General features: G+C 73.2%; 10 protein-coding genes. 6 read left to right on the top strand and 4 right to left on the bottom strand.

Annotated features, from left to right (window positions below; genetic code table 11):
* Positions 1 to 34: 34 nt before the first annotated feature.
* A complete protein-coding gene (locus ACWDYJ_RS09625) occupies positions 35 to 1,435 on the bottom strand; it encodes a hypothetical protein (protein WP_451564943.1) in 1,401 nt (466 codons plus the stop codon).
* Between the two features lie 166 nt (positions 1,436 to 1,601).
* Here ACWDYJ_RS09625 and ACWDYJ_RS09620 point away from each other — a divergent pair, with 166 nt between their 5' ends.
* On the top strand, positions 1,602 to 2,945 hold the full coding sequence (locus tag ACWDYJ_RS09620; protein ID WP_451564942.1) for a CoA transferase: 1,344 nt from the start codon (positions 1,602 to 1,604) through the stop codon (positions 2,943 to 2,945).
* A 439-nt stretch (positions 2,946 to 3,384) separates the two neighbouring features.
* On the opposite strand, the gene ACWDYJ_RS09615 is transcribed toward ACWDYJ_RS09620, so the two are convergent.
* Complete coding sequence (locus tag ACWDYJ_RS09615) at positions 3,385 to 3,876, bottom strand: GNAT family N-acetyltransferase (protein ID WP_451564941.1); 492 nt, start codon at positions 3,874 to 3,876, stop codon at positions 3,385 to 3,387.
* Positions 3,877 to 3,914: 38 nt separating this feature from the next.
* On the opposite strand from ACWDYJ_RS09615, the gene ACWDYJ_RS09610 reads away from it, so the two are divergent.
* Complete coding sequence (locus ACWDYJ_RS09610; protein WP_451564940.1) at positions 3,915 to 4,718, top strand: exodeoxyribonuclease III; 804 nt, start codon at positions 3,915 to 3,917, stop codon at positions 4,716 to 4,718.
* Here the strand turns inward: ACWDYJ_RS09610 and ACWDYJ_RS09605 are convergent.
* On the bottom strand, positions 4,700 to 5,413 hold the full coding sequence (locus ACWDYJ_RS09605; RefSeq protein ID WP_451564939.1) for a MerR family transcriptional regulator: 714 nt from the start codon (positions 5,411 to 5,413) through the stop codon (positions 4,700 to 4,702). The genes ACWDYJ_RS09610 and ACWDYJ_RS09605 overlap by 19 nt on opposite strands.
* Positions 5,414 to 5,588: 175 nt before the next feature.
* Between ACWDYJ_RS09605 and ACWDYJ_RS09600 the strand changes: the two genes are divergently transcribed.
* From ACWDYJ_RS09600 to ACWDYJ_RS09585, 4 genes are all read left to right on the top strand, one after another.
* Complete coding sequence (locus tag ACWDYJ_RS09600) at positions 5,589 to 7,175, top strand: flavin-containing monooxygenase (RefSeq protein WP_451564938.1); 1,587 nt, start codon at positions 5,589 to 5,591, stop codon at positions 7,173 to 7,175.
* Positions 7,172 to 8,107 carry an alpha/beta fold hydrolase gene (locus tag ACWDYJ_RS09595; protein WP_451564937.1) on the top strand — a complete coding sequence of 312 codons (936 nt, stop codon included), beginning with the start codon at positions 7,172 to 7,174 and terminating at the stop codon, positions 8,105 to 8,107. The genes ACWDYJ_RS09600 and ACWDYJ_RS09595 overlap by 4 nt, the downstream gene beginning before the upstream one ends.
* Positions 8,104 to 8,988, top strand: a complete 885-nt coding sequence (locus ACWDYJ_RS09590; protein ID WP_451564936.1) for an SDR family oxidoreductase — start codon at positions 8,104 to 8,106, stop codon at positions 8,986 to 8,988. The genes ACWDYJ_RS09595 and ACWDYJ_RS09590 overlap by 4 nt, the downstream gene beginning before the upstream one ends.
* Positions 8,989 to 9,063: 75 nt before the next feature.
* Positions 9,064 to 9,219 (top strand): hypothetical protein, encoded by a 156-nt coding sequence (locus ACWDYJ_RS09585; protein ID WP_451564935.1) that lies wholly within the window; start codon positions 9,064 to 9,066, stop codon positions 9,217 to 9,219.
* Positions 9,220 to 9,288: 69 nt separating this feature from the next.
* On the opposite strand, the gene ACWDYJ_RS09580 is transcribed toward ACWDYJ_RS09585, so the two are convergent.
* Entirely contained in the window at positions 9,289 to 12,621 is a 3,333-nt protein-coding gene (locus ACWDYJ_RS09580) for a S41 family peptidase (RefSeq protein WP_451564934.1), read from the bottom strand.
* Positions 12,622 to 12,684 lie beyond the last annotated feature (63 nt).

Here is a 12,684-nt window from a genome sequence, read left to right as displayed (position 1 = left end):
AGCCGGGTGGATGCGGGGGACGGAGTCCCCCGGTTCAGCGGAAGGTCGCGCGGCGGCGGTGGGAGCCGTGGTCGCGGGAACGGCGGCGGTCCGGGTGGAAGTGGTCAGGTCCGAGTCCGAGACCGCGTCCGGTCAGATCCGACCGGTACAGCCCGTAGGTGATCCGCCGCTGCGCGGCCGTCTCCAGCTCGTCCCGCAGAGCGCCGGCGCGCAGCAGCGCGGCGGGGCCCAGCAAGCCCTCGACGACGGCCAGCGCCCCGGCGGTGTCGCCGTGGTCCAGGCGTTCGCGTACGCCGGTGAGGCAGTCCGGATGACGGTGCGCCTCGTCGATCGCTCGCAGGCAGGGCAGCGGAGTGCCGGTCAGCGCGGCGAGCAGTTCCTCCCGCCGGACTTCGGCGGGATCGTGGTCCAGTGGGGTCAGTACCCCGTCGACCAGGCCGATCCGGTGCTGAGCTCCCCGGCACTCCACGAGGCGTGGTTCTCCTGCCCGGTCCGCCGCCTCCCCGAGGTCCAGCCGGGACGGGCCGGTCGGCGCGTAGTCCGGTACCAGGGCCGAGGCGACCAGCGGGTGCAGCCGATCGGCCTCGATCGAACCGGTGCGGAGCAGGTCCAGGTCGGGCAGCACCCAGGTCGCCGCGTCGGGCAGGACGGGCAGCGCGCGGGCGCCGCCGTCCGCGGACGGCCGCGCCGTGACGCCGTCCCTGTCCGCGCCCAGGTCCAGGACCAGCCGATGCCGGGCCCCGAGCCGGACGGTGACGGAACCCGCACCGGCGGGCCGCCCTTCGGCGCGGAGCAGAATCCCCGCCTCTGCCGCCCACCGGTCGACGGCGCAGCGGTGCCCCTGCGGGACTGTCTCCAGCAGCTCCGGGGCAGGCGCGGGACGATCGGCCCCGGACCGGATCCGCAGCTCACCGCTCCTGCGCGCGTCCCACAGGTGACGGTGCAGGTCGAGACGGAACCGCTGGTCGGGACGGGCGTGCGGATGACGGGAGGCGGCGGCCGCGGAGTGGGATCCGTCCCACAGCGCGAGGCTGATCCGCTGGCCGGCATCCGCCCACGCCGGCGGGGTCCGGGCCACGAGGTGCACCGGGCTCGCGCCGTCACGCCCGGCGGCGTCGTACCGTGCCAGAGCGATGGTCAGACCGGGGCGCAGCAGCCCGTTGGGAGCGATACGCGGCATGTGCCAGCGCAACAGGTCGGGGGCCAGATGACGGAGGTCGGCCCGGATTCGGGCTGCGAGTTCCCGGCCGTGCGTACGCGCCACGGAACGGAGCCGGAGATCGACATCGATGCCTGCGGCGGCGCACGCCCCCGCCCAGTCCCCGGTATGACGGCGGGCGGTCGCAGTCTCGATCATGGACGGCGGCACGGCGTACTCACGCACGCGCAGCCAGAAGGAAAGGCGGAAATCCCTGTTCGCGGTCTGAGTGAGCATCAGCACTCACCTTGCGCGGACGGGACCCCCGATCTGTGAGCGGATTGATTGATCATCGCGGCGATCGTACCGCTCCACCAGCCGATGTGGCAGCGCCATTTCGGGGAGGCGGTGGTCCGGACAAACGTAAGGGTCGGTTCCGGATCAGGGCGTCGAAAATGGGCTCATGACGAGCTACGACGGTGGGACGGCGCAGGCGTGGGCGGCGTTGGGTGGGGCGGACGAGTTGGTGGGGCGGGTGCGGTACCGGGGGGTGAGCGGGCTGGTGGAGGGGCCGCTGCCCGTGCGGCAGTTGGCGCGGGCCACGGTGGGGGTGTGTTCGCTCGCGGCGGCCGAGCTCGCCGCGGTGCGGGCCGGGCGAGGGGCCGAGGGTGTGGCGCCGGTGGTGGTGGACGAAGGGGCCGTGGCCACCGCGTTCGTCAGCGAGCGGCATCTGCGGATCGAGGGCCGGGCGCCGGTGAACTTCGCGCCGCTGTCGGGGTTCTGGCGGGCCGCCGACGGGTGGGTGCGGACCCATGCCAACTATCCGCATCACGAGGAGGCGTTGGTGCGGGCGCTGGGCGGGCCCGGGACGCCGGAGGCGGTACGCGAGGCGATCGCGGGACGGCCCGCGGTGGAGGTGCAGGAGCTGGTCTACGCGGAGGGCGGACTCGCGGTCGCGGTGGCGGGGGAGTACGGGGAGGCGCGGCCGCTGGTCGAGGTCGTACGGGGCCCGGGGCGCGGGCGCGTGCTGGGGGAGGGGCTCCTGCCTGCCGCTGGGGTGCGGGTGCTGGACCTGACCCGGGTCATCGCCGGACCGGTCGCGACCCGGACGCTCGGGCTGCTCGGGGCGGACGTGCTGCGGATCGACGCGCCGGGGCTCCCGGAGGCGGACGACGCGTACGCGGACACCGGATTCGGGAAGCGGTCCGCGCGGCTGGACCTCGCGGAGGCGGCGGACCGGGCGGTGCTGGAGCGGTTGCTGGACGAGGCGGACGTCGTCGTGACGGGCTACCGGCCGGGAGCGCTGGAGCGGTTCGGGCTCGGCGCGGAGGAACTGCTGGAGCGGCGGCCCGGGCTGGTGGTGGCGGAGCTGTGCGCGTGGGGGTGGGACGGGTCGTGGGCGGGGCGGCGGGGCTTCGACTCGCTGGTGCAGGCGGGGTACGGGATCGCCGCGAGGTACGCCGGAGCGGACGGTGTGCCGGGGGTGCTGCCGGCGCAGGCGCTGGACCACGGGACGGGGTACCTGATCGCCGGCGGCGTGCTGAGGGCGTTGGCGGGTGGGGGTGGGTGCCGGTTGAGGTTTTCGCTGGCGGGGACGGCGTCGTGGCTGGTACGGGGCCTGCCGGGGGCCGGGCCGGCCGGGGTGACGGCGTCGGCGGGGCCGGGGTATGACGTCGGGGCGTGGCTGCGGACCGTGGAGTCGGGGTACGGGGTGCTGCGGTACGCCGCCCCGCCGGTTCCCTTCGGGGAGTGGGGGTGGGGGCCGTCGCGGTGGGGGACGGACCGGGCGGCCTGGCTGCCGGCCTAGCCCCTGCCCTGGCCGGGCGGGGGTGGGGGGCCGCTGCGCGGAGCCTCTCCCCGCCCCGCCCTTCCTCCATCCCCCAGACTTCGTCCGGGGGGCCCCAGCCGGGCTCCGCCCGGACCCGCGCCTCAAACCCCCCAGACTCCGTCCGGGGATACCCCCTGGCGAGGCTGGGTTGGGGCGGAGGGGTTGGGTTGTGCGGGGCGGCTGAAAGATCCTGGGGCTTCGCCCAGACCCCGCGCCTCAAACCCCCCAGACTTCGTCCGGGGATACCCCCTGGCGGGGCTGGCGGGTGCGGCGGGGCTGGGCGGCGGCGAGGCTGGGTTGTGCGGCGGGCACCAGGGGCGGGCTCCTGGCCGGCCCCCGCCGGACGGAGTCCGGCGCAGCGGCCCGAAGCCCGTGAGGCGCTCCGGCGCCGAACGGTGCGAGGGGCGCGTCAAGAGGATCAGCTCAGCGGCTTCGTCATGCAGCGGCTGGAGTCGTAGAAGCGGTAGTGGCCGAACTTCGTCGAGAACGTGTAGCCCGAGGAGAGGTAGAGGGCTATCGCCTCCGGCTGCTGGTCGCCCGTTTCGAGGACCATGCGGCGGCGGCCGGCGGCGCGGGCGTCGGCTTCGAGCGTTGCCAGGATGCGGCGGGCCAGGCCGAGGCCGCGGGCCTCCGGGATGACGTACATGCGCTTGATCTCGGCGTCGCCGTCCGCGTAGCCCTCGTCGTTCTGGTCCTGGCTGCGCCAGGCGCCGCTGGCGACCGGGGTGTCCGAGGCGTCGTAGGCGAGCAGGTAGAGGCCGTTCGGCGGGGTGAACATCGCCGGGTCGAGGAATGTGACGTCGCCCTCACCGTCGTAGCGCGTCTGGTACTCGATCTGCACCTGGTCGCTGAGTTTCACCGCGTCGGGGTGGTCGTACGACAGGGCGCGGAGGTTTATACCGTGAGACATTCGAATATCGTACGGAACCGTCCCGCTATGGTGCTGGGATGCTCACCGTGACCTCCGTGAATGTGAATGGGATCCGCGCCGCCGCCAAGAAGGGGTTCGGCGCGTGGCTCGAGGGATCCGATGCCGACGTCGTGTGCCTTCAGGAGGTACGGGCCGAAGCGGTCCAGATTCCGGACGAGGTGCGGGAGCCCGCGGGCTGGCACACCGTGTTCGCGCCGGCCGCCGCCAAGGGGCGGGCCGGGGTCGCGCTGTACACGCGCAGGGCGCCCGAGCGGGTGCAGATCGGCTTCGGGAGCGATGAGTTCGATGCCTCCGGTAGATATCTGGAGATCGATCTGCCCGGTGTGACCGTGGCGAGTCTGTACCTGCCCTCCGGTGAGGCGGGGACCGTGAAGCAGGACGAGAAGTACCGGTTCATGGGGGAGTTCCTGACCTACCTCCAGGCGCTGAAGATCCGCGCCGCCGCCGACGGGCGGGAGGTCGTGGTCTGCGGTGACTGGAACATCTGCCACCAGGAAGCCGACCTCAAGAACTGGAAGACCAACAGGAAGAGCGCGGGGTTCCTGCCCGAGGAGCGGGAGTGGCTCGGGCAGGTCTACGGCAGCGCCGGCTACGTCGACGTCGTGCGGGCGCTGCACCCCGAGACCGAGGGGCCGTACTCGTGGTGGTCCTACCGGGGGCGGGCCTTCGACAACGACGCCGGCTGGCGGATCGACCTCCACGTGGCGACCCCGGGGCTGGCCGGCAGGGCGGTGAAGGCCTGGGTGGAGCGCGCCGAGACCCACCCGGAGCGGTGGTCCGACCACGCGCCGGTCACGGTGGTCTACGAACTCGGTTCCTGAGTCGGTTCCTGATTCGCGGCGAGCAGGCGGTCCATCGCCATGGTGAGCTCCGCCTCGACGACGCTCTTGGCGAGCGGGCGCAGTCGGGGCAGGGCGTCCTCGGGCAGGTGGGTGGAGATCAGCTCCGTGAAGAGGGCCGCCATCGCGTCGGCGTGTTCGCGGACGCGGCGGCCCGTCTCCAGCACCGCCGCGAGCGGTACGCCCTCGCGGACCAGGGCCGAGGAGACGTCGAGCAGGCGGCGGCTGACGTGAACGATCTCCTCGCCGTCGGTGGCGAGATAGCCGAGGTCGAGGGAGGCCGCCAGGTTCTCCGGGGTGACCTCGCCCTCGAAGTAGTCGGCCAGGGCCTCGGGGGTCAGCCGTACCGGGGTCTCCTGCGACCAGCCCATGCCGAGCAGTTCACCGAGCTGGCTGACGTCGCGGCCGCTCTCGAACGCGGTGGTCAGCTCGGCGATGCCGCCGAGGGTGTGGCCGCGCTCCAGCAGTGCGGCGATGGTGCGCAGCCGGGCGAGGTGGTGGTCGTCGTACCAGGCGATGCGGCCCTCGCGGCGGGGTGGGGGAAGGAGCTTGCGCTCGCGGTAGAAGCGCAGGGTGCGCACCGGGATGCCGGCCGCCTCGGCCAGTTCCTCCGTCCGGTACTCGCGCGCCACTTCCGGCTCCGTTTCCCTGGTCGCTGCTGTCTCTTCTCGGGCCACATGGGCAGCCTAGGGCGTACCGCCGGTAACTTTCCGGGCGCGACCCCTACCCATGAGTACCGGGCTGCTCTACTCTCCCGATTGTGCCAGTGATTGCTGGCAGCGTTGCGGTGTTGCGGTGTGGTGGCTGGGACTGCGGAAGCGGAAGGCGGCGGGCATGGGCGGCATGGGTGGGATGAGGGGTAAGGACGGGCGCGAGCACGTACGCGTGGCGGTGATCGGGTCCGGGTTCGGCGGGCTCGGGGCCGCCGTACGGCTGCGGCGCGAGGGGATCACGGACTTCGTCGTCCTGGAACGGGCCGACTCCGTCGGCGGCACCTGGCGCGACAACAGCTATCCCGGGTGCGCGTGCGACGTTCCCTCGCACCTGTACTCGTTCTCGTTCGCGCCCAATCCCGACTGGCCCCGGACCTTCTCCGGGCAGGCGCACATCCGCGCGTACCTGGAGCACGTCGCCGACACCTTCGGGCTGCGCCGCCACATCCGGCTGAACTCCGAAGTCCTGATGATGCGCTGGGACGCCGACGAGCTGCGCTGGGAGATCGAGACCTCCGCCGGCGAGCTCACCGCCGACGTGGTGGTGTCCGCGACCGGGCCGCTGTCCGACCCGAAGATGCCCGAGATCCCCGGGCTGGCCCGATTCCCGGGGAAGGTATTCCACTCCGCCCGCTGGGACCACGACTACGACCTGCGCGGCAAGCGCGTGGCCATGATCGGTACGGGTGCCTCCGCGATCCAGATCGTGCCCGCCATCGCCCCCCAGGTGGAGCGGCTCACCCTCTTCCAGCGCACCCCGCCGTGGGTCATGCCGCGCACCGACCGGGCCATCAGCGCCGTCGAGCGCTGGCTGCACCGCCAGTTGCCCTTCACCGGGGCCGCGCGGCGCGGGCTGCTGTGGGGGATCAGGGAACTCCAGGTCAGCGCCTTCACCAAGCGGCCGAACCAGCTCGGACTGATCGAGTCGCTGGCCAAGGCCAACATGGCGCGCTCGATCAAGGACCCGGCACTTCGGGCCGAGCTGACGCCGTCCTACCGGATCGGCTGCAAGCGGATCCTGCTCTCCAGCGAGTACTACTCGGCCCTGGCCCGGCCCGACGTGGACCTGGTGGCCTCCGGGCTGAAGGAGATCCGGGGCTCGGTGCTGGTCGCCGCCGACGGGACCGAGACCGAGGCCGACGCGATCATCTTCGGCACCGGCTTCCACGTCACGGACATGCCCATCGCCGACCGGGTGGTGGGGGCGGACGGGCAGACCCTGGCGGACGCCTGGAAGGACGGGATGCGGGCGCTGCGCGGCGCGACGGCGGCCGGCTTCCCCAACTGGATGACGATCATCGGGCCCAACACGGGCCTCGGGAACAGCTCGATGATCCTCATGATCGAGTCGCAGCTGAACTACATGGCCGACTACCTGCGCCAGCTGACCCTCCTTGATGGAAGCCGTTTGGGCGGCCGGACCGCGCTGGCGGCCCGACCCTCCGCCGTCAACCAGTGGAACCGGCACGTGCAGGCGCGGATGGAGCGGACGGTGTGGAACACCGGCGGCTGCACCAGCTGGTACCTGGACTCCCAGGGGCGCAACACCACCGTCTGGCCCGGTACGACCGGGGAGTTCCGGCGCGCGACGCGCACCGTCGACCTGGCCGAGTACGAGGTCGTCCGGATGAAGGAACGGATGAAGGAACCGATGAAGGTACCGGCGAAGGAACCGGCGAACGAGACCGCGAAGAAGGCCGCCCCGGTCGAGGGGAGTGCGGCGTGACCCGGCTGACGCACGTCACCACCGGCCCGTACGCGCCGCCCGCCGCCGGCCGGGAGCTGGTCGCCGCCTCCGCCGACGGGGCCCGGCTGCACGTCGAGGTGCACGGTGACGAAGGGGCCCCCGCCGTGGTGCTGGCCCACGGCTGGACCTGCTCCACCGCCTTCTGGGCCGCGCAGATACGGGACCTGGCGAAGGACCACCGCGTCGTCGCCTACGACCAGCGCGGCCACGGCCGCAGCCCGGCCGCCCGCGCCTACAGCACCACCGCCCTCGCCGACGACCTCGTCGCCGTGCTGAAAGCCACCCTCGCCCCCGGCGAGCGGGCGGTCGTCGCCGGGCACTCCATGGGCGGCATGACCGTCATGGCCGCCGCCGGCCGTCCCGAGTTCACCGAGCACGCCGCGGCCGCCCTGCTGTGCAGCACCGGCAGCTCGCGATTGGTCGCGCAGGCCACGGTGCTGCCGCTGCGCGCCGGGCGCGCGAGGACCCGTATGACACGTGCGGTGCTCAGCTCCCGGGCCCCGCTCGGGCCCGTCAACCCCGTCGCCCGAGCGGTGCTGAAGTACGCCACCATGGGCCCCGGTTCGGCGCCCGAGCGGGTCGAGGTCTGCGCCCGGATCGTGCACGCCTGCCCCGCCGGAGTGCGCCACGCCTGGTCCCGGGTGCTGGCCGGGCTGGACCTGGACGCCGAGCTGGCGCGGCTGACCGTGCCCACCGCCGTGATCGGCGGCAAGGACGACCGGCTGACCCCGGTCGCGCACGCCCGGGCGCTGGCCGCCGCGCTGCCCCGGTGTGCCGGGCTCACCGAACTGACCGGAACGGGGCACATGACCCCGGTCGAGGCCCCCGAGGCCGTCACCGAGGCCGTGCGGGAACTGACCGCCCTGTACCTCCCCGCCGCCCCGAAGGACGAGAAGGAGAAGACGCCGTGAGCGCTCGCAGGAGTCTGGAAGGCCAGGTCGCCGTCGTCACCGGAGCGGCGCGCGGGGTCGGCGAGCTGCTCGCCCGCAAGCTGTCCGCGCGCGGAGCGACGGTCGCCCTGGTGGGCCTGGAGCCGGAGGCGCTCAAGGAGGTCTCCGAGCGGCTGCACACCGAGAGCGGGCACTGGTACGCCGACGTCACCGACCACGAGGCGATGGCCCGGGTCGCGCAGGAGGTCAAGCAGCGCTTCGGCAAGGTGGACATCGTCGTGGCCAACGCGGGCGTCGCCGCCGGCGGGCCCTTCGAGGCGTCCGACCCCGTGGCCTGGCGCCGGGTGATCGAGGTCAACCTCATCGGCGGCGCCGTCACCGCCCGCGCCTTCCTGCCCGTCCTGATGGAGAGCCGCGGCTACTTCCTCCAGATCGCCTCGCTCGCCGCCCTCACCCCCGCGCCGATGATGACGGCGTACTGCGCCTCCAAGTCGGGCGTCGAGGCCTTCGCCCACTGCCTGCGCGCCGAGGTCGGCTACAAGGGCGTCAAGGTGGGCGTCGGCTACCTCTCCTGGACCGACACCGACATGGTGCGCGGCGCCGACCAGGACGAGGTCATGCGGGAGCTGCGTCAGCGGCTGCCGTGGCCGTCGAACCGTACGTACCCGCTGGGGCCCGCCGTCGACCGGATCGTGGCCGGCATCGAGCGGCGCTCGCCGCACGTGTACGCGCAGTGGTGGCTGCGCGGGATGCAGGGCGTACGGGGATACCTGCCCGGGATCATCTCGTCCGTCGGGCAGCGTGAGATGAAGCGGTTCGAACCGCGACTGGCCAGTGTTTCCACGGGGCTTGTGGGGGCCGGCGGGGCGGCGGACGAGCAGGAGCGCCAGCTGCGGACCTAGTCGGAATGCGAGGAATGTCCACCCGTGCCAGGCTGGTCGGTGCCAAGCCCCGACACCCTTTCAGGAGGGAACAGCATGGGTCTCAAGGACCAGTTCCACGACAAGGCGAAGCGGCTCGCAGAGCAGGCCAGGGCGCAGGAGACCGCGGACGAGGCCTCGGAGCGCTCGCGGGACGCGCGGCCCCAGGCCGACAAGGCCCGTGAGACCTTCGACGACCACCTCGACCAGTAGCGCACGACCGGTAGCCGAGGGGCGCGACCCGTACAGCGTGACGGGTCGCGCCCCTTCCGCGTGCCTGGCCTACGCCCGGGGCGGCAGCTTCGGGCGGCGCCGGTCCGGGACGTCCGTGTAGCCGGGCGGCTGCAGGGCCGGGTCCTGTTCCAGCAGTTCCAGCGCCAGGTGCACCGCGTCGGCGAGCTGCGCGTGGCGTCCCTCCGCCCAGTCGAGCGGCGTACGCAGGATCGCGAGGTCCGGCTCCACGCCGTGGTTCTCCACCGACCAGCCGTACTCCGGGAACCACGCCGCGTTCATCGGCACCGTGATCACCGTGCCGTCGCCCAGCCTGTGCCGTCCGGTCATCCCGACCACACCGCCCCAGGTGCGCTGACCGACCACCGGACCCAGGCCCAGCAGCTTGATGGCAGCGGTGATCATGTCCCCGTCGGAGGCGGTCGCCTCGTCGGCCAGCGCCACGATCGGGCCGCGGGGCGCGTTGGAGGCGTAGGAGACCGGCTGGGCGTCCCGGGTCAGGTCCCAGCCGAGGATGGAGCGGGTGAGCTTCTCCACCACCAGCTCGCTGATGTGCCCGCCCGCGTTGCCGCGTACGTCCACGATCAGGGCGGGCCGGGACATCTCCATCCGCAGGTCGCGGTTGAACTGCGCCCAGCCCGAGCCGCCCATGTCCGGGATGTGCAGGTAGCCGCAGCGGCCACCACTGATGTCCCGGACCACCGTGCGCCGCTTGGACACCCAGTCCTGGTAGCGCAGCGGCCGCTCGTCGATCAGCGGCATGACCGCGACCCGCCGGGCGTGGCCTTCGCTGCCCGCGGGCCGGAAGGTCAGCTCCACCGTGGTGCCGCCGGCCGCCGCGAGCAGCGGGTAGGGGCCCGTCACCGGGTCCACCGGACGGCCGTCCACGTGGGTGAGGACGGTGCCCTCCCGGATGCCGGTGCCCGCCAGCGGGGAGCGGGCCTTGGAGTCCGAGGACTCGCCGGGCAGGATCCGCGAGACCGCCCACGCCCCGTCGCGGGGCACGAGGTTGGCGCCGAGCAGGCCGATCGGCCGCTGGTAGTGGGGCGGGCCTTCGTTGCGGCGCGCGGGGGAGACGTACGCGTGCGAGGTGCCGAGCTCGCCGAGGACCTCGCGCAGCAGGTCCGCGAACTCGTCGGGGGAGGCGACCCGTTCGACCAGGGGGCGGTACTGGGACAGCACCCCGTCCCAGTCGATGCCGCTCATCTTCGGGTCCCAGAAGTACGCGCGGATGAGCCGCCCGGCCTCCTCGAAGGCCTGGCGCCATTCGGCCGCCGGGTCCACCTGGTGCATGATGCGCCGCAGGTCCAGGTAGACGGTCGAGTCGCTGTCGCCGGACTCGGTCGCCGGGACCGCCCGCAGCTCGCCGTCCTCGTTGACCACGAGCCGGGTGCCGTCGCCGCTGACCGCGAACCAGTCCAGCCCCGACGCCAGTTCGGTCTTGCGGGCCTTGACCATGTCGAAGTATTCCAGCGTCGGCTTGCCGGTGGTGTCGGCCGGGTTGGCGAAGGTCTCGCCGAGCGCGCCCGAGATGGGCCAGCGCAGCCACACCAGCCCGCCGCCGTGCACCGGGTGCAGGCCCGAGTACTTCGACGCGGCGACCGGGAAGGGGGTGACCCGGTTCTCCAGCCCCTCCACCTCCACGGTCACCGCGCCGTCGCCGGATTCGGACTCCCCCTCGACCGGGTCGAGTCCGCCCGCCGCCGGGCGCCCGTCCGGTGTGAAGGCGAAGGGGGAGGGGGTCGCGGAGGAGAGCGGGACCAGGTACGGGCGGCAGCCCAGCGGGAAGGACAGGTCGCCGGTGTGCACGTCGTAGACCGGGTCGAAGCCGCGCCAGGAGAGGAAGGCCAGGTAGCGCCCGTCCCGGGTGAAGACCGGACTCTCGTCCTCGAAGCGGCCGTTGGTGACGTCCACGATCGTGCGCGGGCCCGGTCCGGCGATCCGCGCCATCTTGATCTGCCGCAGCGAGCGCCCGATCCCCGGATGCGACCAGGTCAGCCAGCAGCCGTCGGGGGAGAAGGCCAGATCGGTGACGGGCCCGTTGATGGACCGGACCAGCTCGGTGACCTCTCCTTCCGCGGACCGCGGCGCGGCGGTCTCCTGCGGTTCCTCGCTCCCGGCGGCGCCGGCCTCCTCGTCGGACACGGTGATCAGCAGCAGCCGGCCGTCGTTGGAGGCGATGGCGAGCCGCTCCCCGTCCGGATCGGACAGCAGCTCCAGCACGCGTCCCAGCCGGCCCGAGGCCAGCCGACGCGGCTCCCGGCCCCCGGAGGCGCGGGGGAGGTAGGCGATCTCGATCGCGTCCTCGCCCTCGGCGTCGGTGACGTAGGCGACCTGTCCGCTGCTGCCGAGCATCTCCGGCAGCCGCACCCGTACGCCCGCGGTGTCGGTGATGGTGCGCGCCGGGCCGTCGCGGTGGGTCAGCCAGTACAGGCTGCCGCGCACGACGACCGCGCTGGCCCGCCCGGTGGCGTCGACCGAGAGCGAGTCGACGTTGCTGGCGGCCGGCACCTGGTACGTACGGCGCCCCGCGCGCGGGCCGCCGAGGCGGACCGGAAGCCTGCGGGGAACCGCGTCGGCGTCGAGCGAGTCCACGAGCCAGATCTCTCCCGCGCACTGGTAGACGATCCGGGAGCCGTCGCTGGAGGCGTGCCGGGCGTAGAACTCCTCGTGGTCGGTGTGCCGCCGCAGGTCGCTGCCGTCGGGCAGGCAGGAGTACAGGTTGCCGATGCCCTCGTGGTCGGAGAGGAAGGCGATCCGCCCGCCCACGAACATCGGGGCGTCGAGGTGGCCCTCGATGTCCTCCAGCAGCCGCTCGCCGTGCAGCCACAGCCGGCCGGTGGCGCCGCCCCGGTACCGCTTCCAGGCGGCGGGCTCGTGCGCGGGTTTGCCGGTCAGCAGCAGGGTGCGGTGCTCGCCGTCGCGGTCGGCGACCTGGATGTCGGAGCAGGGCCCCCAGGGGAGCCGGCCGCCGGGGCCGCCATCCGTGGGCAGCTTGTAGGCCCAGGCGAAGTGGGAGAAGGGCTGGCCGTGCGAGGACACGGCCAGGATGTCGCTGTGGCCGTGCTCGTCGGGCGGGGTCCAGCCGCACACGCGGGTGTCGGTGGAGCCCCAGTAGCTGAGCCGGCGGGCCGTGCCGCCGTCCACGGGGGCGAGATGGATCTCGGGGTCGAGGCTGCGCCAGGTGGTGTAGGCGATGTGCCGTCCGTCGGGGGAGAAGCGCGGGTGGCCCACCCGGGTGCGGTCGACGGTGATCCGCCAGGCCCGGCCGGGGGTCTGGCCGTCGGGGACGAGGGGGGCGACCCAGAGGTCGTCCTCCGTGGCGAAGCACAGCAGGTCGTCGTGGAGGTGCGGGAAGCGGAGGTACGCGACGTCGTGACTCACCCCCCAATGCTTTCCGCGCCGGGGGAGCCCGGCAACTCGTACAGGTGATCCAGGTGTGAGGAG

Source organism: Streptomyces sp. NPDC003042, assembly GCF_053591315.1.
The sequence above is the reverse complement of the archived record's forward strand: the minus strand, read 5'-3'. Positions and strand labels throughout refer to the sequence as shown.

Bases quoted from the DNA above. Each gene is read 5' to 3' on its own strand.
- ACWDYJ_RS09620 (WP_451564942.1), top strand. From the start codon at position 1,602: ATGACGAGCTACGACGGTGGGACGGCGCAGGCGTGGGCGGCGTTGGGT.
- ACWDYJ_RS09585 (WP_451564935.1), top strand. From the start codon at position 9,064: ATGGGTCTCAAGGACCAGTTCCACGACAAGGCGAAGCGGCTCGCAGAG.
- ACWDYJ_RS09615 (WP_451564941.1), bottom strand. From the start codon at position 3,876: ATGTCTCACGGTATAAACCTCCGCGCCCTGTCGTACGACCACCCCGAC.
- ACWDYJ_RS09610 (WP_451564940.1), top strand. From the start codon at position 3,915: ATGCTCACCGTGACCTCCGTGAATGTGAATGGGATCCGCGCCGCCGCC.
- ACWDYJ_RS09625 (WP_451564943.1), bottom strand. From the start codon at position 1,435: ATGCTCACTCAGACCGCGAACAGGGATTTCCGCCTTTCCTTCTGGCTG.
- ACWDYJ_RS09600 (WP_451564938.1), top strand. From the start codon at position 5,589: ATGAGGGGTAAGGACGGGCGCGAGCACGTACGCGTGGCGGTGATCGGG.